The organism is Streptomyces sp. NPDC048506 (genome assembly GCF_040651315.1).
Lineage (GTDB): Bacteria > Actinomycetota > Actinomycetes > Streptomycetales > Streptomycetaceae > Streptomyces.
The window spans coordinates 47,997-69,740 of record NZ_JBEZIX010000032.1; the positions used below are offsets into that span (position 1 = coordinate 47,997).

Annotated in this window: 19 protein-coding genes; 7 read left to right on the forward strand and 12 right to left on the reverse strand. The window is 70.7% G+C overall.

Annotation, left to right across the window (positions count from 1 at the left end; genetic code table 11):
* Positions 1 to 39 precede the first annotated feature (39 nt).
* The 5 genes from AB0C96_RS25330 to AB0C96_RS25350 all read right to left on the reverse strand — a co-directional run bounded on the left by AB0C96_RS25330 (position 40) and on the right by AB0C96_RS25350 (position 6,996).
* Positions 40 to 921, reverse strand: coding sequence for a carbohydrate ABC transporter permease (locus AB0C96_RS25330; RefSeq protein WP_362920074.1), 882 nt, complete (start codon positions 919 to 921; stop codon positions 40 to 42).
* Positions 918 to 2,324 (reverse strand): ABC transporter permease subunit, encoded by a 1,407-nt coding sequence (locus tag AB0C96_RS25335; protein ID WP_362920076.1) that lies wholly within the window; start codon positions 2,322 to 2,324, stop codon positions 918 to 920. The genes AB0C96_RS25330 and AB0C96_RS25335 overlap by 4 nt, the downstream gene beginning before the upstream one ends.
* Before the next feature lie 18 nt (positions 2,325 to 2,342).
* The gene (locus AB0C96_RS25340) at positions 2,343 to 3,686 is read right to left on the reverse strand and encodes an ABC transporter substrate-binding protein (RefSeq protein WP_362920077.1); all 1,344 of its coding nucleotides are present in this window, start codon (positions 3,684 to 3,686) and stop codon (positions 2,343 to 2,345) included.
* A 77-nt stretch (positions 3,687 to 3,763) separates the two neighbouring features.
* Complete coding sequence (locus tag AB0C96_RS25345) at positions 3,764 to 5,521, reverse strand: glycoside hydrolase family 13 protein (protein WP_362920079.1); 1,758 nt, start codon at positions 5,519 to 5,521, stop codon at positions 3,764 to 3,766.
* 203 nt (positions 5,522 to 5,724) lie between these two features.
* Positions 5,725 to 6,996, reverse strand: coding sequence for an ABC transporter substrate-binding protein (locus AB0C96_RS25350; RefSeq protein WP_362920192.1), 1,272 nt, complete (start codon positions 6,994 to 6,996; stop codon positions 5,725 to 5,727).
* Positions 6,997 to 7,168: 172 nt separating this feature from the next.
* Between AB0C96_RS25350 and AB0C96_RS25355 the strand changes: the two genes are divergently transcribed.
* From AB0C96_RS25355 to AB0C96_RS25365, 3 genes are read left to right on the forward strand one after another with little or no spacing between them, the layout of a single operon-like run.
* Positions 7,169 to 7,675, forward strand: a complete 507-nt coding sequence (locus tag AB0C96_RS25355) for a PadR family transcriptional regulator (protein ID WP_362920081.1) — start codon at positions 7,169 to 7,171, stop codon at positions 7,673 to 7,675.
* Complete coding sequence (locus AB0C96_RS25360; protein WP_362920083.1) at positions 7,672 to 8,433, forward strand: ABC transporter ATP-binding protein; 762 nt, start codon at positions 7,672 to 7,674, stop codon at positions 8,431 to 8,433. The genes AB0C96_RS25355 and AB0C96_RS25360 overlap by 4 nt, the downstream gene beginning before the upstream one ends.
* A 2-nt stretch (positions 8,434 to 8,435) precedes the next feature.
* Positions 8,436 to 10,760, forward strand: a complete 2,325-nt coding sequence (locus tag AB0C96_RS25365) for an FtsX-like permease family protein (protein ID WP_362920084.1) — start codon at positions 8,436 to 8,438, stop codon at positions 10,758 to 10,760.
* A 190-nt stretch (positions 10,761 to 10,950) separates the two neighbouring features.
* On the opposite strand, the gene AB0C96_RS25370 is transcribed toward AB0C96_RS25365, so the two are convergent.
* Both AB0C96_RS25370 and AB0C96_RS25375 read right to left on the reverse strand, forming a co-directional pair.
* On the reverse strand, positions 10,951 to 12,297 hold the full coding sequence (locus AB0C96_RS25370; protein WP_362920086.1) for a cysteine desulfurase: 1,347 nt from the start codon (positions 12,295 to 12,297) through the stop codon (positions 10,951 to 10,953).
* Between the two features lie 244 nt (positions 12,298 to 12,541).
* Positions 12,542 to 13,924 (reverse strand): family 2B encapsulin nanocompartment shell protein, encoded by a 1,383-nt coding sequence (locus AB0C96_RS25375; protein WP_362920087.1) that lies wholly within the window; start codon positions 13,922 to 13,924, stop codon positions 12,542 to 12,544.
* 629 nt (positions 13,925 to 14,553) lie between these two features.
* Between AB0C96_RS25375 and gntA the strand changes: the two genes are divergently transcribed.
* Positions 14,554 to 15,294, forward strand: coding sequence for a guanitoxin biosynthesis heme-dependent pre-guanitoxin N-hydroxylase GntA (gntA, locus tag AB0C96_RS25380; protein ID WP_362920088.1), 741 nt, complete (start codon positions 14,554 to 14,556; stop codon positions 15,292 to 15,294).
* A 73-nt stretch (positions 15,295 to 15,367) separates the two neighbouring features.
* A complete protein-coding gene (locus AB0C96_RS25385; RefSeq protein WP_362920090.1) occupies positions 15,368 to 15,643 on the forward strand; it encodes a hypothetical protein in 276 nt (91 codons plus the stop codon).
* A gap of 34 nt (positions 15,644 to 15,677) precedes the next feature.
* On the opposite strand, the gene AB0C96_RS25390 is transcribed toward AB0C96_RS25385, so the two are convergent.
* Together AB0C96_RS25390 and AB0C96_RS25395 are read right to left on the reverse strand one after the other, a co-directional pair.
* Positions 15,678 to 15,980 (reverse strand): hypothetical protein, encoded by a 303-nt coding sequence (locus tag AB0C96_RS25390; protein WP_362920092.1) that lies wholly within the window; start codon positions 15,978 to 15,980, stop codon positions 15,678 to 15,680.
* Positions 15,981 to 16,253: 273 nt separating this feature from the next.
* Positions 16,254 to 16,754: an RICIN domain-containing protein gene (locus AB0C96_RS25395; RefSeq protein ID WP_362920094.1), complete on the reverse strand. Its 501-nt coding sequence runs from the start codon at positions 16,752 to 16,754 to the stop codon at positions 16,254 to 16,256.
* Positions 16,755 to 17,449: 695 nt separating this feature from the next.
* On the opposite strand from AB0C96_RS25395, the gene AB0C96_RS25400 reads away from it, so the two are divergent.
* Positions 17,450 to 18,313, forward strand: coding sequence for a DUF5707 domain-containing protein (locus tag AB0C96_RS25400; RefSeq protein ID WP_362920095.1), 864 nt, complete (start codon positions 17,450 to 17,452; stop codon positions 18,311 to 18,313).
* Between the two features lie 286 nt (positions 18,314 to 18,599).
* On the opposite strand, the gene AB0C96_RS25405 is transcribed toward AB0C96_RS25400, so the two are convergent.
* The 3 genes from AB0C96_RS25405 to AB0C96_RS25415 all read right to left on the reverse strand — a co-directional run bounded on the left by AB0C96_RS25405 (position 18,600) and on the right by AB0C96_RS25415 (position 21,279).
* Positions 18,600 to 19,316, reverse strand: coding sequence for a methyltransferase (locus tag AB0C96_RS25405; RefSeq protein WP_362920097.1), 717 nt, complete (start codon positions 19,314 to 19,316; stop codon positions 18,600 to 18,602).
* 73 nt (positions 19,317 to 19,389) lie between these two features.
* On the reverse strand, positions 19,390 to 19,641 hold the full coding sequence (locus tag AB0C96_RS25410) for a DUF6355 family natural product biosynthesis protein (RefSeq protein ID WP_362920194.1): 252 nt from the start codon (positions 19,639 to 19,641) through the stop codon (positions 19,390 to 19,392).
* Between the two features lie 297 nt (positions 19,642 to 19,938).
* Complete coding sequence (locus AB0C96_RS25415) at positions 19,939 to 21,279, reverse strand: esterase (protein WP_362920099.1); 1,341 nt, start codon at positions 21,277 to 21,279, stop codon at positions 19,939 to 19,941.
* Between the two features lie 292 nt (positions 21,280 to 21,571).
* Here AB0C96_RS25415 and AB0C96_RS25420 point away from each other — a divergent pair, with 292 nt between their 5' ends.
* Positions 21,572 to 21,739 (forward strand): hypothetical protein, encoded by a 168-nt coding sequence (locus AB0C96_RS25420; protein ID WP_362920101.1) that lies wholly within the window; start codon positions 21,572 to 21,574, stop codon positions 21,737 to 21,739.
* The last annotated feature ends 5 nt before the right edge of the window (positions 21,740 to 21,744 follow it).

Below are 21,744 nucleotides of genomic sequence, written 5' to 3' on the forward strand. Positions count from 1 at the left end.
CGCGGCGGGCCCCGACGCCCCCTGCCTCCCCGGTCGGGGTCACTTGACCGAACCGGCCATGATCCCCTGCACGAAGTGCCGTTGGAAGGCGAAGAACACGATCAGCGGCACGACGAGGGAGAGGAACGCACCGGGCGCCAGTACGCCGATGTTGCTGCCGAACTGCCGCATCTGGGACTGGAGGGCCACCGTCAGTGGCTGCGACTCGTTGTCCGCGAAGAGCAGCGCGACCAGCATGTCGTTCCAGACCCAGAGGAACTGGAAGATGGCCAGGCTGGCGATGGCGGGTCGGCCCAGCGGCAGTACCAGTTGGGAGAAGATCCGCCACTCCCCGCCGCCGTCCATCCGCGCGGCCTCCAGCATCTCCTTGGGGATCTCCGCGAAGTAGTTGCGCAGCAGGAAGATGGCGAACGGCAGGCCGTACGCGGTGTGGAAGAGGATCACGCCCGGGATGGAGCCGAACAGGCCCAGCGCACCGAACAGCTTGGCCACCGGCAGCAGTCCGATCTGGACCGGCACCACCAGCATGGCGACCACCATCAGGAAGATCCAGTCCCGGCCGGGGAACTCCATCCAGGCGAAGGCGTAACCGGCCAGCGCGGCGATCACCACCACGGCGACGGTGGCCGGCACCGAGATCAACACCGTGTTCCAGAAGGCCTGGACGATGCCCGAATCCTTCAGCAGCGTCGTGTAGTTGTCGAAGGAGAGCTGACCGGGCGAGGTGAGCGCGGTCCACCAGCCGGTGCTGGCGTTCGCCTCCTCCGAACGGAGGGAGGAGAGGAAGAGACCGGCGGCCGGGGTGAGCCAGACCAGGCCGATGACGACCAGGAACACCTGGATCGCACCGCGGCTGAGCCACGTCACCGGACGCGCGGCCGCCCGCCGCCGGGGCGCGGCGGTTCGCTGAACGGTGGTCATGTCTGGCTCCTGCGGAAGCGTCGGATGTTGAGGGCCATGGCCGGCACCACCAGGAGCAGCAGCAGAACGCCGAGGGCGCTGCCCAGGCCCTGGTTGTTGCCGCCGCCGAAGGACACCAGCCACATCTGTAGGGCCAGCACGTTGGCGTCCTGCTGCACGGGGCCGGGGGCGATGATGTAGACGAGGTCGAAGACCTTCATCACGTTGATCACCATCGTCACGAACACCACGCCCAGGACCGGGCCGAGGAGCGGAACGGTGATCCGGCGGAAGACCTGCCACTCGTTCGCGCCGTCCATCCGCGCGGCCTCCATGACGTCCCGCGGCATCGAGGAGAGCCCCGCGCCGATGAGGACGAGCGCGAAGCCGGTCCAGATCCACATGTAGGCGCCGATGATGGCGGGGGTGATGAGGGCGGGACCGAGCCAGGAGATGCCCTCGTACGGCGGGGCGAAGTCCTTGGCGGGGAGCTGGACGGCGTAGTCGCCCGGGGCGAGTCCGGTCAGCCGGTAGGAGCCGTCCGGCCCGGTGGTGGCCGTGGCCGCCACCTTGCCGCGGGAGTCGACCGCCTCGACGGACAGTTGCGGCAGCCCCCGCTCGCCGCGGTCCACGACGCCGGGCTTGCCGCCACCGCCGGGGGTGAAGTCGAGGTAGACCACACCGCGCAGCTCGCCGTGGCCGGCCGGCGATGCGGCGGCCGGGGCGGCGGGCCGCGCGGTGTGCGGCATGTCCTGGGGGGCCACACCGACCAGACCGAGGTTGACGGTGTGGCCCGGCCCGGTGCGCTCGGCCGTGCGGTAAGCGCCGTCCTGACGCTTCATCAGATGGCGGTCGCCGAGCCGTGCCTTGGCGGTCGGGAACGAGACGGACTTCCCCTGGAAGGTGTCGTGGACGCCGACGGTGACCGCGTTGAGCACACCGCGCTGCGGATCCTGCTCGTAGGCCAGCCGGAAGATGATGCCGGCGGCGAGGAACGAGATCGCCATCGGCATGAACATCAGCAGCTTGAACGCCGTCTTCCAGCGGATCTTCTCGGTGAGCACGGCCAGGACCAGACCGAGTCCGGTCAGCAGCGCCGGGGCGAACACGACCCAGATCGCGCTGTTGCGGATGGCCCGGAGCGTGGCCGGGTCCTGGAACATCGCGGTGTAGTTGTCGACGCCGACGAAGGTGCTGCCCGAGGCGTCGTACAGGCTGCGGATGACCGAGAACACGATGGGGTACGCGACGAGCGCGCCCAGCAGCAACAGCGCGGGGAAGAGGAACACCGCGGCGATCTGGCGCCGCCGTCGCACGGCGCGTCGCGCCGGGGCGCTGGGCCGCCGCCGCGAGCCGCCGTGTGGGGGGTGGGACGGGCCGCCGCGCGTCTTCGCGGGCGGCACCGTGGGTGTGGTGACAGACATGGGTCGGGCCCTTGGTCCTTACTTTCCGTACGCCTTGGCCGCGGCGGCCTCAAGCTTGTGGGCCGTGGCCGCGGGGTCGGAGGGGTCGCGCAGGAAGTCCTGGAGCAGCTTCCACTCGCCGGCGCCCTGGGTGCCGCCGAACGCCGCGGGCGCCTGGTCGGACATGTCGAAGCGGACGGAGTTCCCGGCGTCGGTCAGCGACTTGGCGGCCTCGCGGGTGACCTCGTCGTGGTAGGCGTTCGCGGGCACCTTCTTGTTGGGGGAGATGTAGCCGCCGGCCTTGGCCCAGATGCCCGACGCCTCGGGCGAGGCCAGGTACTTCACCAGGTCCATCGCGGCCTTCTTCTCCTTGCCGGCCTTGAGCACGACCGCGGCGTCACCACCGCTGACCACCGGCGCCTTGCCGCCGTCGACCGACGGGAACGGGAAGAACTTGGCGTCCTTGCCGACCTGCTTGTGCAGTTCGTCGGTGACCAGGGCGCTGACGAAGTCGCCCTCGTAGACCATGGCCGCCTTCGGCTCGGGGCCGAAGACCTGCTGGACGGACTCGGGGAAGTCGGTGCGCAGCGCGCCCGCACCGCCGCCGGCGACCATGTTCTTGTCGCCGAACAGCTTGCCCAGGGTGGTCAGCGCCTTGACCACGCTGGGGTCGGTCCACGGGATCTTGTGGGCGGCGAGCTGGTCGTACTTCTCCTGCCCGGCCTGGGAGAGGTAGATGTTCTCGAACCAGTCGGTCAGCGGCCAGCCGGCCTCACCGGCGACGGAGAACGCCGGCAGGCCGGAGTCCGAGAGGGTGCGGCCCGTCTTGAGCAGGTCCTGGTACGACGTGGCGGGTTCGACCCCGGCCTGGGTGAAGGCCTCCGGGCTGTACCAGACGGTCGACTTGTGCGACGCCTTGAAGTACAGGCCGTAGTAGGTCTTGTCGACCGTGCCGTAGTCCTTCCACACCTGGGCGAAGTTGCTCTTGGCCTCGTCGGAGACCTCCTTCGACAGCGGCTCCAGCCAGCCCTTCTTCGCGAACTGCTGGAGCACGCCGACCTGGGGGACCATCACCACGTCGGGTGCGTTCCCGCCTTCGATCTGGCTGCCGACGACGGTCGAGACGTTGTCGCCGGTGGAGGTGAAGACCACCTTCGCCCCGGTCTTCTCGGAGAACGCGTCCAGGACCTTCTTGAAGTTCTGCTGCTCCACGCCGGTCCAGACGCCGGCCACGGTGATCGTCTGGCCGTTGAGCTCCTGCTTGCCGCCGCCGGCGGAGACACCGCCGCCACAGGCGGTGGCGCCCAGCGCCAAGCCGAGCACGGCGGCGCCGGACAGGGCGGTGCGGGTGTGTCGTGCGGAGAGTCGTGCGGATCGTCTCATCGTTCGTTCCCTTCGCGAGGAGTGAGAGGTGGGGTCTGTGGAGCGGGGAGCGGCAGCCGGGGCTGCCGGGGGAGGGGTCAACGGGGGTCGGGAGTGTCCATCCACCAGGCGGCGGTGGAACCGGGCAGTGTCCCGGTGGGGCAGTCGCCGCTCGCCAGCAGCGGGACGCCGGATACCGGCGCCGGCACCGGATCGGTGCCGAAGTTCACGGCGCACACCAGGCCGTCGCCACGGACGAACGCCAGCACCTGGGGCTCGGACTCCAGCCAGCGCAGGGTGCCCTCGCCGAGCTGGGGGAGGGTGCGGCGCAGATGCAGCCCCTCGCGGTACAGGTGCCAGAACGAGTCGGTGTCGGTCAGCGCCCGGTCCGCGGTGTGCTCGGCGAACCGCTCCGGCTGCGGCAGCCAGGTCCGCGCCGCCGCGGCGTCCGCGGTGAAGCCGAACGGGGCGGAGCGCCCGGACCAGGGCAGCGGCACCCGGCAGCCGTCGCGGATGTGCTGCCGGCTGCCCGTACGGTGGAAGATCGGGTCGGTGAGGACCCCGTCCGGCAGGTCGTCGACCTCCGGCAGGCCCAGCTCCTCGCCCTGGTAGACGTACGCCGCGCCGGGCAGCGCCAGCATCAGCAGGGCCGCGGCGCGGGCCCGGGCCGGCCCCGACGCGCCCGCGTCGCCGCCGGGTTCGGCCGCGTAGCGGGTGACGGTGCGGACCTGGTCGTGGTTGTTGAGCACCCAGGTGACGGTGGAGCCGGTGGCCGCGATGTCGGTGAGCGCCTCGGAGATCACGGTGCGGAAGGTGTCGATGTCCCAGGGCGCGGTCAGCAGGTGGAAGAAGAACGCCTGGTGCAGCTCGTCGGGCCGGACGTAGGCGGCCTGTTCGCTCGGCGTGCGGACGGAGACCTCGCCGACCAGCAGCCGGTCGTGGCCGTCGCGGGCGGTGTACTCCTCGCACAGTGCGCGCCAGTCGCGCCATATCTGGTGCACCTCGGGCTGGTTCCAGGCCAGCGGGTTGACCGAGTCGCGGGTCCGCTCGTCGGCCGACGGGTCGGGGGAGTCGGGGAGTTCGGGGTGCTTGAACAGCCCGGCGGCCACGTCGATGCGGAAGCCGTCCACGCCGCGGTCCAGCCAGAAGCGCAGCACCTTCTCGAAGTCGGCGGCGACCACCGGGTTGCGCCAGTTCAGGTCGGGCTGTTCGGGCGTGAACATGTGGAGGTACCACTGACCGTCCGCGGCGTTCCCCGCCGGGCCGGCGCCCTCGACCCGGGACCAGGCCGGACCGCCGAACATCGCCCGCCAGTTGTTGGGCGGCAGCGCGCCGCCGGGACCGCGCCCGTCCGCGAAGTGGAAGAGCTCCCGGGCCGGGCCGCCGGGCGCCTCCTCCAGGGCGGTGCGGAACCACGGGTGCTCGCTGGAGCAGTGGTTGGGGACGATGTCCAGGAGGACCTTCAGGCCCAGCCGGTGGGCGTCGGCCACCAGGAGGTCGAACTCGGCGAGGTCGCCGTAGACGGGGTCGACGCCGTAGTAGTCCGCGACGTCGTACCCGTGGTCGTGCTGCGGGGAGGGGTAGAACGGGCTGAGCCAGACGCCGTCCACCCCGAGCTTCTTGAGGTACGGCAGCCCCGTGCGGACGCCGGCCAGGTCGCCGATGCCGTCACCGTTGCTGTCCCGGAAGCTGCGGACGTAGACCTGGTAGATCACCGCGTCGCGCCACCAGCGCTGTGCGGAGCTGCGGGACACGGTCCCGGTGGCCGGCGCGGGCGCGGGGCCGGCCGGGCCGGAGAGGGAGGGGGAGGGCGCGGAGTCGGCCGGGTAGCCGTTGTCTGCGGTGGCGATGAACATCTGCCGTGATCCCGTTCTTGCATGGGCACGCTGTGCGGCCTGCGGGTCGCTGTTATGCATGCATGTTAAGTAGGGATGTCTTTTCGATGTCAACGGAACGGACGAATATCGCTTCGGGATGCCCGGATTTGAGGGGAAATAAGAAAGCGCAGCCGGTCAGGCTGTACCTAACAAGTAACTAGGAAGGGGGTGGGTGAGCTGAGTCAGCCGCGGCCGACGATGGCTCCGAGCTCACGCTTCAGACGCGCGACCGTGGCGTCCGTGCTCCGTCGGTGGACCAGCGCGTCATGCATGACCGCCTGCACCGCGAGGCTCACCTGGTCGTACCGCGGGCTCTTCAGTCGCGGCCGGGCCGTCAACACGGCCCGCTTGAGCGTCGGCAGGTACGGGAACCGCCGCACCAACTGGGGATCGGTGTACAGATCCGCCCACACCGGTGGCAGCGCGCCCTCGGTGAGCACCCGCCGCTGGACCGGCTCGCTCGTCAGGTACGAGATCAGCTCGGCGGCCGTCTTCGGGTGCCGCGACTGGGAGTTGACGGCCAGATTCGAGCCGCCCAGCGCACTGGAGCCCGGCCCGGACGGGCCCGGCAGCGGCACCGCGCCGAACTTCCCCGCCACTTCGGACGAGGGGCCGTTGGCGAGCGCGTACGCATACGGCCAGTTCCGCAGGAACAGCAGGTGGCCGTCCTGGAAGGCCTTGCGGGACTCCTCCTCCTTGTACGTCAGCGCCCGCTGCGGGATCCACCCCTGGCGCACCCCGTCGAGCAGGAAGGACAGGCCCCGACGGGCCGCGGGGGAGTCCACCGTCACCCGGGCGCCCTCACCGGCCAGCACCGAACCGCCGGCCGACTGCACGGCCTCGACGACGTTCGCGGTCAACCCCTCGTACGGCAGGAACTGGCCCGCGTAGCCGTCCAACCCGTACCTGGGTGCGACCGTCTTCGCCAGCTTCGCCAACTCGGCCCAGGTGCGTGGCGGTCGCGCACCCTCGCGCGCCAGCACGTCCTTGCGGTAGTAGAGCAACCCCGCGTTCGTCACATAGGGGACCGCGTAGAGCCGCCCCCGGAAGGTGGCGGTGTCCACCACGGGCGGCAGGAAGTGTTCCAGCGGGAACTGTTCGCCGCTCACCGGCTTGATCCAGCCCGCGGCCGCGAACTCCGACGTCCACGCCACGTCGATGTTGAGCACGTCGAAGCGGGCGCTGTGCGAGCGCAGCTCGGTGACCATCTGGGCACGCACCTCGTCGGCCGCGTCCGGCAGCTCGACCAGGGTCACCTTCTCGCGCGGATGCTCGGCGTTCCAGCCGTCCAGGACGCCGCGCAGATAGCCCGTGAGGTCCCCGCCGGTCACCAGCGTGACGGGGCCGCGTCCGGTCGAGGCGCCGGCCGGCTCCCCGGCCTGTGCGCCCGCGCTGCCCGCGAACAGCAGCGAGCAGATGAGCAGAGCCCTGCCGGCGGCACGCTTCCACCGCATGGGCTCCTCCTTGAACCAGGCGTCGACGGGACACTGGACCGACAGCCCGCCCCATGTATACCTGTTAGCCATGCGGGATACTAGATGTCGCAGGAAGATACGCCGACGGACCGGATCACACCCGGACGCGTCCAGATAACCGACAAGCAGGGCGGGGAGGGAGAGGAAGAGCGTGCGGCTGCCACTCCTGGCTCTGTTGGTCGGCGGACCCGCACACGGCTACGAACTCAAACAGGCCCTTGAGAACCTCCTGGGTGCGGCATACCCTCAGCCGAACGTCGGCCAGATCTACGTCACCCTGGGCAGGCTGGAGAAGGCGGGCCTGATCGAGGGCGAGGACGTCGAGCAGTCGGACCGTCCGAACAAGCGCATCTACCGGATCACCGAGGCGGGACGGGAGACGGTGGACGCCTGGTTCGAGGAGACCACCGTCGAACCACGGGTGCGGGACGAATTCTTCATGAAGCTCGCCCTCGCCCCCCGAGTCGGGACCGCAAACCAGATCGCCCTGATCAACAAGCAGCGCCGCCAGTACCTCAACACCATGCGTGACCTGTCGAAACTGGCGGCGGTCGAGGCCCGGGACAACCGGCTCGCCCGTCTGTTGATCGAGGGCGCGATGCTGCATCTCCAGGCGGACCTGGACTGGCTGGAGCGCTGCCAAGAGGAGTTGGAATGAACCAGGACGAGCCGTCCGGCCCGATACTGCGGGCAGCCGGCCTGGTGAAGACCCACCGGCCGGAGGGCGCCGCCCCCGTGCACGCCGTACGGGGCGTCGACCTGACCGTCGAACGCGGCGAATTCGTCGCCGTCACCGGACCTTCCGGAGCCGGCAAGTCCACCCTCCTGCACCTCCTCGGCGGCCTCGACCGCCCCGACAGCGGTTCCCTCTGGCTCGGTGGCCGCCAGGTCGACGCCTACAGCGAGGCACGCTGGGCCGAGCTGCGCCGCAGCCACATCGGCATCGTCTTCCAGTTCTTCAACCTGGTCTCCAACCTCTCCGTCGCCGACAACGTCGAACTGCCCGCGCTGCTGGCCGGCCGGTCCCCCCGGCAGGCCCGGACCGCCCGTACCGAGCTGCTCGACGAGCTGGGCCTCGCCGGCAAGGAGAACTGCACCCCCGGCGAGCTGTCCGGCGGCGAACAGCAGCGCGTCGCCCTGGCCCGCGCACTGGTCAACACCCCGAGCCTGCTCCTCGCCGACGAACCCGCCGGCAGTCTGGACAGCAAGGCCACCCGGGAGGTCCTCCGACTGCTCGCCCGCTTCCACCAGCGCGGCCAGACCATCGTCCTGGTCACCCACGACGCCAAGATCGCCAGCGCCGCGGACCGGGTGATCAGCTTCTTCGACGGCCAGGTCATCGACGACGCACGCCTCGGCGGTGCCGACGACCGCCCCACGGCCGGCGTCTCCGACGTCCTCAGGCTCCAGGGCTGACCGTGCGAGCAGCAGCCCGCTGGGCCCAGGCGCACCTGAGAGCACACCGCCCCGCCGCGGTGCTCATCGTGCTGGCCACGGCCGGGATCACCGTCTCGCTCCTGCTGGCCACGGCCCTCTTCGCCTACGCCACCGACCCCTGGCAGCGCACCTTCACCCAGTCCTCCGGCGCCCACGTCTGGATCCACACCCGGGCCGGCACCCCCGCCGGCTCCCTCGCCGACCTGGACGAGGTGCGCGCCACCTCCGGCCCCTTCGCCACCGTCCGCACCACCGCGAGCCTGCAACCCGCCGGTACCAAGGCGACGCTGGAACTCCGCGGTGTGCCCCACCTCCCCGCCGTCGCCACTCCGCAGACCGTCTCGGGCCGCTGGCTCGATCCGGCCGCTGACGCCGGCCGCACCAAGGGCATCGTCCTCGACAGCTCGGCAGCGCGGGCAATATGGGCAAAACCGGGCGATTCGCTCACCCTGAGCGGCTTCACCGCCCCCCTGCGGGTCGTGGGCATCGCCGACACCGCCGAGGTCCCCTTCCGCGCGGGCGAGACCCCGGGCGTCGGCTGGGTCCTGCCCGGCACCCTGGCCGCCGCCGGCTCCGGCCCCGACCAGCGCGGCCGCACCATCGGCCTCCAGCTCACCCACCCCCAGGACACCGACTACGTCGTCCAACGGGCGGTGACCCGGCTCGGCGCCGACCAGATCACCGACGTCTCCACCTGGCGGCAGGCCAAGTCCGAGGCCGCCGGCGACAACCGGCTGCTGGCCCGGCTGCTCGCCCTCTTCGGCCTCGGTGCCCTGCTTGCCGCCGCCCTCGCGGTGGGCGGCGCCATCGCCAGCCGCATCCGCGGCCACCTACGGGACATCTCGATCCTCAAGGCCATCGGTTTCACCCCCGGCCAGGTGGTCCGCATGTACCTCGCCCTCCACCTCGGCTTCGCCCTGCTCGGTGTCACCCTCGGCGCCCTGGCCACCCAGGTGATGGGCGCCGTGGTCCCCGGTCAGATCGGGGACGCCATGGCCGTATGGAGCCAGCTCCCCGAGCGCACCTGGCTGCTCCTCGCCATCTGTAGCGGCGTGGTGGTCTTCATCGGGTCGGCGACCTGCCTCACCGCCTGGCGGGCCGGGCGCGTCCCGCCGGTCCCGGTGGCTCGCGCGGCCGGCCCGGCCACCCTCGGCCGCACGTCGGGCATGACGCGTCGGGCCCTCGGCCTCAAGATCCCCCCGGCCCTGGTCCTGGGCTGGCGCAGCGCCTTCCACCATCCGCTGCGCTCCTCGGCGGCCGTGGCGCGGCTGGCCGCACCGCTGCTGCTGATCACCATCGCCCTGGGCGCCTGGTCCACCCTCGGCCGCTTCACCGCCCACCCCGAGACGGTCGGCCTGCCCGCGGCGCTGACCGTGCGCTCCGACTCCCTCGGCGACCGTGCGGTACAGCACCTGCTCTCCGCCGAGGGGCAGCTGACCGCCGCCTACCCCGGCGCCGAGGTCCAGGCGCTGGTGCCGGGTCAGACCGGCACGATCACCCTGCGCGGCCTGGGCACCGACGCCCACCCCTACCCCTCCGCCCTGGCGGAGGGGCGCACCGCGCACGGCCCCGACGAGGCGGTCGCCGGACAGGGCCTGCTGGAGCTCCTCGACGCGCACGTCGGAGACTGGGTCCGGATGACCGTCGCCGGCCGCCCGCACGTCCTCCACATCGTCGGCCGCACCCTCGAAACCTCCGACGCCGGCCGGGTGATCTCCACCTCCCTCGACACCTTGCGCGACGACGGCACCGCCGGACCCGGCCGGCCGGACTTCTACCACCTGGTCCTGCGCCATGGCGCCGACCCCAGCGCCGTACGCCACGCCTTGACCACGGCCTCCGCCGGCCGCCTCGAAGTGCGCCAGATCCCCAACCCCGCCGACCAGCTCTCGGCGATCCCCGGCGTCACCGCCGGCCTGATCACCGTGCTGGTCCTGATCGGCCTCGCGGAGCTGGCCACCACGGTCGGCGCGGCCGTGCGCGACCGCAGTCGCGATCTGTTGGCCCTCCGGGCGGTCGGCCTGACGCCTCGTCAGATCACCGCCGTGATCGTCTCGGCCACCGCCTTCGTCACCCTGGCCGCCGCCCTCGCCGGCACCGCACTGGGCGTGCTTGCCTCCCAGTGGCTGATCAACCTCCAGGGCAGCACCAGCGGCTGGGGCACCGGCATCGCCCAGCGCCCCGCCCTCGGCACCCTGCTCCTGGTCATCGCCCTCGCGGTGCTCACGGCCGGGGCCGTCGCGGCCCTGCCCGCCGCCCGCGCGGCACACCGGCGCCTGGCGGATTCGGCGGCGGAAGTGCTCTAGCGGGCAACGGGGAGTCCTCCAGGGAGCGACCGGCAGCGGCTCCCGGCACACCGATGCCCGTCCGACGGACCACATCGGACGGGCATGGGAGGGGCGTCGACAGGCCCTCGGCCGGACGCCGCATCGGGCGAGCATCGAACGTGTGCCGAAGGGGCCTCGGTCGGACGACGGACGGAACGCTCCGGTGACGTCAACCGCCCAGATGCAGTCGCTGGAGCGACGCCACCAGCTTGTCCACCTCCTCACGGGTGTTGTACAGCGCGAGCGAGGCGCGGGCCGCGCTCTCCAGCCCGTAGTGGGCCAGCGCCGGCTGGGCGCAGTGGTGGCCGGCCCGGATGGCGATGCCGTCCCGGTCCAGCCAGTCGGCGATCCGTGCCGGGTCGTGGCCGGCGAGGGTGAAGGTGAGGACGCCGATCCGGTCCGGCGCGGAGCCCAGCACCTCAAGTCCCGGCACTGTCGCGAGGGCCTGCTGTGCGTACGCCATCAACGAGGTCTCGTAGGCGGCGATGGCGTCCCGGTCGAAGGCGGTCAGCCAGTTGAGCGCGGACAGCAGGCCGACCACGCCGGAGATGTGCCCGGTGCCGGCCTCCAGGAGATGCGGTACCGGGGCATAGGTGGTGCGGCCGAAGTCGACCGACTCGATCATGTTGCCGCCGCCCTGCCACGGCGCCATGGTCTTCAGGACCTCCGGTTTGGCGTACAGCGCGCCGATGCCCGTCGGGGCGAACAACTTGTGCCCGGAGAACACGTAGAAGTCGGCGTCCAGGTCCTGCACGTCGACCGGGAAGTGCGCCACCGCCTGCGCCCCGTCGACCAGCACCTTGGCCCCGTAGCGGTGCGCGAGCGCGGCCATCTCGCGGACCGGAGGAACGCTGCCGAGCACGTTCGACGCATGGCTGATCGCCACCAGCTGGGTGCGCATGGAGAGCAGGTCGGCGTAGGCGTTCAGATCGGTCTGCCCGTCCGGTCGCAGGGGCACCGGCACGACCCGGGCCCGGGTCTCCTTGGCGACCAGCTGCCAGGGGACGATGTTCGAGTGGTGCTCCAGCACCGGTACGAGGATGTCGTCCCCCGGGCCGAGGTTGGCCCGCCCCCAGCTCTGCGCGACCAGGTTGATGCCTTCGGTCGTGCCGCGGACGAAGACGATGCTGTCCGGGGAGGGCGCGCCCAGGAACTGTGCGACCGCCGCCCGGCCCGCTTCGTACGCCTCGGTGGCTTCCCGCGCCATGGTGTGCGCGCCGCGATGGATGTTGGAGTTGGCCGATCCGTAGAAGCCCGCGAGCGCCTCGATGACCTGGCGGGGCTTCTGGGTCGTGGCCCCGTTGTCCAGCCAGACCAGCGGGTGACCGTTGACCGTCCGGTGCAGGATCGGGAAGTCCCGGCGCGCCAACTCCGGTGAGAAGGCGGCCGGTTGACCGGGCAGACCGGTGCCCTGGCCGGGGAGCGCGGTCGGCTCCGCGGGCTGGGCCACGGGGTAGGAGGCCGTTGCGGCTGCCGGACCCGCGGCCGCGACGGGATCCGGGACCGTGGTCGGCACACCGGCCCCACCAGCGGTCGGCACCTGATCCGGGGCGGACGCCGGCACGGGAGCGGACACCGGGATCGAGGTGGCCGATGGCATCGACGTGCCCGCCGGCACCGAGGGCGACGTCGGCATCGAAGTGGCCGCCGGCATCGACGGGGACGTCGGGGTCGAGAGGGCCGACGTCATCGAGGGGGACGTCGGAACCGGACCGGTCGGCGACGCCGACGGCGGCGTCAGCCCCAGACCCTGCGTAACGTCAGGAGTAGTCATGGTAGTTGGAGACCTCGACGTTCTGGAGCACGGCAAGCGCGTCTTCCACCAGCACCGCGGCGTTGAAGTACGCCGTCATCAGGTACGAGGTGATGCCCTTGTTGTCGACGCCCATGTTCCGCATCGACAGGCCCGGCTCCACCTCGTCCTCGATCTTCGCGGGACGCAGGCCGACCACGCCCTGCTCGGCCTCGCCCACGCGCATCAGCAGGATCTCGGTGGTGCCGACTCCCGCGCCGCCGGAGAACCGCACCTTGTCGGAGGGGAGCAGCGGCACTCCGCGCCAGGTCAGCAGCGGACTGCCGAACCGGGTGTCGATGATCGGGGGCACACCCCGGCGCGTACACTCCCGCGCGAACGCGGCGATGGCCCTGGGGTGCGCGAGGAAGTAGCCGGGCTGCTTCCACACCCGGGTCAGCAGCTCGTCCAGGTCGTCCGGCGTCGGCGATCCCGTCCGGGCCTGCACCCGCTGCCCCGGCGCCACATTGTTGAAGAGCCCGAACTCCGGGTGGTTGAGCAGTGAGGCCTCCTGCCGCTCGCGCAGGGCGTGCACCGTGAGGTTGGACTGCGCCCGGGTCTGGTCGATGGGGCCGTTGTAGAGGTCGGAGACCCTGGTGTGCACGCGCAGCACGGTCTGCGCGAGGGTCATGTGGTACTCGCGGGGGGTGTCCTCGTAATCGACGAACGTCCCGGGCAGGTCCGGTTCGCCGACGTGCCCGGCCTTGAGGTCGACCGGAACCTCGGCGCCCGGAAGGACACCGTCGGCCGCGAGGTAGGCGTCCATCGCGCCCCGCACCGCCGCGTCGCGATCGCACAGCCCGGCCAGCACGCTGCGTTCGACGCACAGGGCCACGCCGGGGGTGAGTGCCCGGACGCGGTACGGCAACGGCTCGGACCGGGTCCAGGCGTCGAGGTCGAAGAACTGGCCGTCGCCGATCACTTCGAGGACGGCGTCCTCGCCGTAGCGGCCGTTCACCCGCTTCTCGGCGCGTCCCTGCGCGATCACCCACAGCCGGTCGTGGGCGTCGCCGTCCTGGGCGAGCATCTCTCCCGCCTCGAAGGCCACTTCCGTGAAGGCACCGGCCAGTTCGGCGAGCAGGGCGTCGTCGGCCTCGCGGAGATAGGGCAGTTCCCGCAGATCGCCGGGGATGATCCGGGGCGAGCCGCCGTCGTTGTGGGTGCTGATGCGGTCGTCCCCGAGGACGTAGGTGCGGCGCCGGTTGACGCGGAAGACGCCCGCTTCGACGTCCACCCACGGCAGGGCGCGCAGCAGGTACCGCGGGGTGATGCCGCGCATCTGCGGGCTGGTCTTGGTCGTGGTCGCAAGCTGCCGTGCCGCATCCGGGCTGAGGCTCAACCGGTCGTTCACAGGACCCCTCCTTGCAGACAGGCATGCCGATCGGCCGGCGCACGGCCGACGACACGCGGGAACACCCCGATCGTGTTGTCGGAGTCCGCGGCCCCGCAACCAACCGTTCGCCGGTGCGAGGCCTGAATTGCTCGCCGCACTGAATGCCTGATTCCGCAAGGGTGTGCGACTACGTGGAGTCACACCGTCGTTACCATGCAAAGAAATCCCCGACGCATGTACGCCGAGGTCGTCCGGGCGGGTCATTCCTCGTCGCGCCACGCCGCACATCCGACCAGATTTACTCTCATAACACGGCTTTGTATTTCTTAAAGCACGACTTATGACGCTGGTCCATGACGCTCCGTCATGCCCGTGTGGCGGCGCGGGAGCCGGTGTCGGTGGCGCGGGCCCGGCACGCCTTCGCGGCACGTTCGATCTCTGTCCGCTTTGTGCCTTGTGGGGTCGGTCCGTACCCCACAGTGTCGATCTCGACAGCCGTCGATCACATCGCCCGAAGGGACCGCAGCAAGCAGTCATCGCCCGCCCCGGCCTCCTCGCCGGTGTGACCTCGTCCACGAGGCGGCAGCCGTCCCGTTGGACGGCCTGACGTCCCCCACCAGCCGACCCATTCCAGCCAAGGTCCCGCCATGACTGAACACCACAGCAACGCCGACACCACCAGGACGCTCCGAGCGGAACTGGAACGCTTCATCCACACCCACGAGTTCAGCTGCCTCGGCGCACGCGCCGCACTGAGACGCAACACCCTCACCCATCGGCACTACCGCAGCATGGGCGACGCCGCATCAGCGGCCGAAAACCACCGCGACCTCGTCGACTACGTCGGTACGGTGCGTCCGCTGCTCTCCGACCAGAGCTTCCGCACCTTCGTCGCCACCTTCGACGAACCCGGCCTGGTGGACGAGCTCGCCTTCGAAGAACGCATATGGCAGCACCTCCAGCTCATGCACGACATCGACAGCCGGACGCACGGCCTCGACCGCGGCGCCTCATCGGACCCCGGCCAGCCCAACTTCGGATTCCACACCGGCGGGCACGCCTTCTTCGTCGTGGGCATGCACCCCGGATCCTCCAGGGCCAGCCGCCGCTTCGCCGTACCGGCCATCGCCTTCAACTCCCTGGCGCAGTTCGTGCTCATGGGCGAGAAGTTCTACTCGATGCAGGGCGCCATCCGCCGCCGCGAGGCCAAGAACAACGGCTCCGTGAATCCCAGCTTCACCCGGTACGAGTACGAGCAGCCCGCGCGGCACTTCTCGGGCCGCTTCACCGAGGAGGACTGGAAGTGCCCCTACGTCTCCCGTCACGAGCCGGCCACCGAGGACTTCACCGCGGGCCTCATGCAGCACGGCGGGCCCCGGCAGCGGTGACGGCGAGCGGCCGCAGGCGCGCACCGGCCGTCGCCGGTTGCGGTCTCCGCGCTGGTCGGGGCACGCTTGCGCCATGTCGCACGTAAGGCTGGAAGCCTGGATCGGTGGGGAGTGGCTGGAGGTGGACGCCGTGAGCGTCACCGTCGGCGAGTCCGCGCTGACACTCTCCTTCGAACGTCAGCGGACCGAGGCCGGGTACCGGGGGCTCATCTGGGAGCCCCTGGAGAAGTTCCTGCGCGAGTACCATGACGAGCCGCTCGTCGTGGTACCGCTGGGGCGCAGCCTGCCGGTGATGTTCGGCCCGGGCGCCGCGGGGCCCTTCCGGCTGGCCGAGATGCCGGACGCCTGACGCTCTCGGAGGACGCGCAGGGCGGGCCGGGGACTCATTGCAGCCCGGTCTCCGCCTTGCTGAACAGCACGCCCTCGGAGTAGAAGAACACCGCGCTGCTGGTGCCGTCGGCGCCGTAACACGTCCAGGTGATCGGGTAGCCGTCGCCGGGTTGGGACTTGTCCTCCTGCTGGCATGTGCTGGCGTAGCGGAACAGGACCTTCTCGCTGCTGCCGGCCTTGATCTGCTGGTACTCGGCCAGGGTCAGCGGATCGCTGGCGACGGCGCTGCCCGCGTAGGCGCCGGCGGCCAGGAGGAGGCCGAGGCTACAGATGCCGGCTATCGCGCTCTTCGTCATGGAGGGGTGTCCTTCTGGGGCCGGGGCCGGGGCCGACCGAGGTGCTGGTCGGAAAGGGAGAGTCTATCCGCGGCGCCAGGGCCTGGTGGAGCGGCGAGGTGCGCCAAGGGCCGCCGCCCCACCAGGTTGAGCCGTCCGCCATGGGCCCGGTGGCGGGGTGTTCACCGTGCTGCTCGTCGCCGGCTGGCTATGGGGGGAGGGTTCCGATTACCCACGACGAGCCCGCTCGGCCGGGCCGAGCGGTGGTCACGAAGGTCCATGGGGGACGTGTGGTCAGCCGATCAGGGGAATCCACCGCTGGTCGTCGGCGCCGGTGCACGGTGCCAGGGCCACCGCAGAGCGGTTTCCGGCGTCGGCGATGCAGCCCCTGGCGAACTTCCGGCTGACCAGCGCGGAGCCTTCGTCTCGGTTCGCGTAGTCCCAATACTGGGCCTGCACACCGGAATTGCAGTCCTCCAGGGCGATCTGCTGCCCTATGCCCTTGGCGGTGACGCAGCGGCCGGGGAGGTGGGCGCTCTCCAGTTGGTAACCCTGGAAGCGTCCGGCCTTCAGATAGAAGTCCTGAGTCCCGCTGGAGTCCGGCGACCAGGCCTTCACGGTGTCGTTTCCGAAGGCGTCGAGGTTGCGGTCGCTGCCGACGTTCTGGAACGTGTACCGAACGTCCGGCTGGACCGTGGACAGGGTTGCCGCGTTCGCACTGCCGGTCGCCAGCAGGCCCACGCTCAACAGCGTCGATGCGGACAGAACGGCGGCCATGACCTTGCGACTTGCCACGATCTCCTCCTGCTCTCGTGACCTTTGCGCGCCTCACGCACGGCACCCGCGGGCCACCTGAAAAGGTTGAGTGTGCACTTTCCTGAGGCATGTGCCTCGGCAAGGAACTTACGGTTTCCCGGAGTGTGTCCGGAAGGTGCATTTCAGACGCCCAATCATGGGAAAGGGCGCGGTTTTTCCCGCTTTGCATTCTCGCAGGGATTGTCTCCGGACAAGTGATGATTCAGACCGGTTATGGGCTGTCCTTAAGTGATAGCGGAGGGTTCGGACGAAGTGTCGGATTTTCCGGCCACTACTCGGACGTCAGTAGGCGGGCCGGACCGGGAGTGGATAGAGGGAGTGGTCGAGTACCCCTGGGGAAGAGTGATCGGCGGTGGCCGGCAGTCGGTGGAGGCAGTGTCGGTAACCGTCCCCCGTTGGGGATCCGGACAGGCGCGAGGTGCCGTTCGCCCCGTGCCGCGGCGCGATTCCGTAAGCGGTCGGATGACCGAATCCATGCAAAGGCCGACATCGAGGTCTATGCCGCCCGTCCTTTCCTGACCCCGACGGTGCGGTCGAAAAAGATCCACACGGGTTGTACAACCCTTGACTACCGTCGCCGGTCTGGTGAGCGGAGTCAGCGGACTCCAGCCCGATCCGGGTCCCACCGGCCGTTTTCCCGTGCCGGTGGAACCCCTTTCCCATTCGAGGAACGCATGCGCATTCCTGCCACTGCCGCCGCACTGTCCGGCGCCCTGGCCCTGACCGCCCTCGTCGTCCCGGCCGCGCAGGCCGCCGACGCCGAGGGCCCCGCCGCCGCCCAGGCGCGGGTCTCGTCGTCCGCCGCCTCGTCCCCCGCCACCACCGCGCAGGACGAGACACAGGGCGACACCACGATCACGAACGTCACCGTCAACGGCGGCAAGGACATCGTGGTCGGCACCAGCCTCAAGAAGACGGTCACCCTCACGGTGACCGCCACCGACCCGTCCGGCATCTACGACGGCTACGCCTTCCTGTGGCACGGCACCGACATGAACACCGAGAGCGGTGTCGACGGCGCGATGACCCCGAGCAGCGACCACGGCACCTGCACGCCGGTCAACGCCACGACCTCCACCTGCTCGGTCACCGTCGTCGCCGACCCGAACGACAACATCTACGGCAATGTCCTCGCGGGCCGCTGGCATGTCTTCGCCTCGGCGGTGGGCAATGACGGCGACTACACCATCCACGACTCCTACAAGTCCGGGTGGGTCAAGCGCGCCGCCCAGCTGACCACCAACGCCGCGCCCGAGCCGGTGACGAAGGGCGCGACCCTCACCGTCACCGGGGCGCTGACCCGGGCCAACTGGGACACCCACACGTACCGGGCCTACGGCGTCGGTTCCGTGCAGCTCCAGTTCCGCAAGCAGGGCGCCAGCAGCTACACCACCGTCAAGACCGTGACGTCGGACAGCAGCGGCAACCTGAAGACGACCGTGCAGGCCGCCGAGGACGGCACCTGGCGCTACGTCTTCGCCGGCACGCCGACCACCTCGGTGGCGACCGCAACCGGTGACTACGTCGACGTGAAGTAGTCGCCCGGAGTGTCCTAGGCAGTCCGGAAGGGGCGGCCGGCACGGCCCGGTAACGGGCCCGCCGGCCGCCCCGTCTGCTGGTCATGAGCCACCGCCGGCAGACCATGTGTCCCGCCCGGGGAATGTCCTTCGCCGGCCCCGGCGAGCCCTTCCCGTGGCTGGCCGAGGCTCGCAGACGAGGAGTGGATGCCCGGAACACTCATCTGGAGACCACGGTCCTGCGCGAACCCCCGGCCCGGATCGCCGAAGCCCTGCGGCTGACCTCTGGGCAGGCGGTCGTGCCGCGTCATCTGATGCTGGCCTTCGACGAGGAGCCGGCGGCCTCGACGATGGAGGCGAAGGTCGGGGTGGGCAGGATGCGGGTGCGCAGCAGGCCGGCGCGGGCGAAGAGGGTGTCCAGTTCCGCCGGGCCGCGCTCCCTGCCCGTCACGATCGTCATCATCGCCACGTCCAGGGCCTTGCCCGGATGTGTCTCGTTGCCCGGCGACGGGACCGAGTCGACGACCAGGACCCGCCCGTCGGGGGCCAGGGCTCGGCGGCACGACAGCAGGATGCGGACCGCGTGGTCGTCGTCCCAGTCGTGCAGCACGTGCTTCAGGACGTAGACGTCCCCACCCGCCGGCACCGAGGTGAAGAAGTCACCCGGTGCGGTGCGCCAACGGCCGGCCAACTCCGGTTCAAGCAGGACGTGTTCACGCAGCGCGGGCTGCTGGTCGAAGAGCACCCCGGACAGATCCGGATGGTGCAGGAGCACCTGGCGCAGCAACCCGCCGCGGCCGCCGCCGACGTCGACGACCGTGCCTGTCCGGGGGAACGGGTAGGCGCCGGCGATCAGAGCGTCCATCGGCTCGGAGAACGCCGCCATACCGGTGTCGAAGAGCTCCCGGGCGCCGGCGTCCCGGTTGACGTACGTGAAGAAGGGGGCGCCGAAGATCCCGGGGAAGGCCGGTTCGCCGGTGCGTAACGTCTCGTCGAGCCCCGATGAGGTGCCGGCCGTCCGCACCCACCACGTCCGCACCACGGCGCCGGCGGCCGCACAGGACCCGCACCGGTTGCGGCTGGCCGTCTGGCGATGGTCAGCACGTCCGTCCCAGGTAGTGCGCGTCCTGGATGCGGGAAGCCGATCCCAACCACGTACGACCGGGGCCTACGCAGAGGTCATAGTCGGGGGCCAGGGCGACCCGTACCTTGATGACGACGTGCGAACCGTCGGTGGTGCAGTGACGGTAGTAGGCGTCGCTGCTCGTCTTGTAGAAACCACAGGGTTCCGAGGCCACGGCCTGGCCCGGTGTGGTCATCGTGGCACAGAGCGCGGCGGCTCCGAGCATGGCGGCGACAGTACGGCGCATGGAAACCCATCCCCCAAGGTCCAGTGGTGAGCCGTCGCCGATCGGCGAGTCGGCCCCGCATGACTCCCCGCCACGTGCGTGCCCATGCACGGCGCCACACGTGTGGGTGACGGGGGATCGGGCCATGACCGCGCGCGCTGCCGCGTGCTGGCTGTTTGAGGTGTTGTGTTGTTGGTCTGGGTGAAGGAGACCGCGGGGCGCTCGGTCACCGGCTGAGCCAGGAACGGAGTCAGGGACGGAGCCAGGGGCCCCGCGGGCTTCTCGGGAGAGGACTTCTCAGGAGGCGTACTTCATCTCCGGGAAGCGGGGCGAGGGTCCGTCGAGGAGGTGGTCGTCGTGGTGGCGCAGCCAGCGGTCGAAGAACGAGGAGACGTAGGCCCGGGTCGCCGCCACGGCACGGTCCGGCCGTACGGTCCCGATGTCGTCCGTGACGACCTGCGCGGGTATCGCGCCCTGGTCGGCGAGCTGGGGGAGCAGGGGCGCCGCGTCGGTGTACGCACCGTGGGCACCGCCCTTCAGCGTCACCTGGCGGTGCCAGCCTCGGGAGTTCTTCTCTAAGGCGGTCCATGACGCCTGGTTGTCACCGGCGCCCTGGTCGGAGCCCATGAGCAGGAACGGGCGGTCCAGACCGTCGCGGGCGACCGTGCTCAGCGCGCTGCCGTGGCCGTCCGGTGTGGTGGGGAAGTCCATCTGGCCGTCCATGTTGATCCCGGCCTTGATCCGCGGGTCGTCGTGCATGGTCTGGGCGGCCGTGAATCCGCCCGCGGAGTGACCGACCATGCCGACCCGCCGAAGGTCCAGGGCCTCCGCCAGGCCGCGCGGAAGGGAGTGCGCCTGGGTGCCCCGTCCCGCGCGGAGCGCCCCGAGCTGGTCCAGTACGAAGCGGGTGTCGTCGACCCTGGCCCGCATCGATGTGCGCAGCAGGCGGCTGATGTCGCGGTCGGGCCGTTCGGCGAGGTCGGGGAAGACCGACTCCGCGACGCGCTCGCCCGGGAACTGCACCTCGGACGCCTCGTAGGTGTGGTCGACCGTCCCCACGATGTAGCCGTGCGACGCCAACTCCTCGACCAGGCCGGTGTTCCAGGTGCGCGGGTCGCCCAGGCCCGCCGAGTAGAGCACGACCGGGCGGGGGCCGCCGCGTGCGACCGGCGCGTGCTCGCGGGCATGCGTGCGCGTCGCCGACCAGTCCGTACTGCCCGGTGGGACCTGGTAGTTGCGGTTGGCCATGCCCCGCTCGGTGCCGAAGTGGGTCGCCGCGCGGCGCTCCATGTACGGTGCCCGCCCCTCCCCACCAGGGCCGCGGCTCGCCGGGTACCACAGGCTCACCATCAGCTCCCGCGTCCGCTCCGGCCGCCACGGGTCCTTCCGTCCCGGGTCGACCAGGTGGAGGGCCGTCGTGCCCACCGCATAGGGCCCGGTGGGCCGTGGCAACTGCGCCCGCGCCCGGTGACTCGCCGATGCCGGCCCCGCGCGGCCGGCGCCCCCTTCGGCGGAGGCGACGGCAACCCCCGTACCCCATAAGGACGTTGCGGCCAGCAGCGCGACACCCGCGGTGACCCATCGCGTGCGGCGTACGCCCGCACCCGCGGTGCGGCCGCTGTACTCGAAGGACGACACCTTCGACTCCCCCTTCCGTTCTCCACCGCAGCCCGGTTCGGCGCGGCGCGTTACTGACACCGACGGTACGGATCGGGCTGCTTCTCAGGCGTCATGCCCGCGGTGTAGTCGCCCCCGAAAAGTCCCCCACTCGAGCGGTGCTCGTACCCCCAAAGGACCCCTACGTCTTCTTCTCGCTTCTTCCGCGCCCTCACACCCTCAGACCCTCAGATCTGGCTCAGATCATGTGGCGTCCGACCGTCGGCTGCATACCCTGGCAGTACCGAACCTTCGAACGGAGGACCGACGACCGATGAACGCCACGCTCAGCCGCCTGACTTCCCGCATCACGTCGTTCGTGCTGCACGGGCGCCGCCCGAGGCTCGACCACCCCGACGCGCACCGACCCGCCCTGGGCGACCAGTACGCCGGTCTGATCAACCACTACCGCCCCTCCACGCGTTCGGGGGCCGGCGTCTGAGGCCA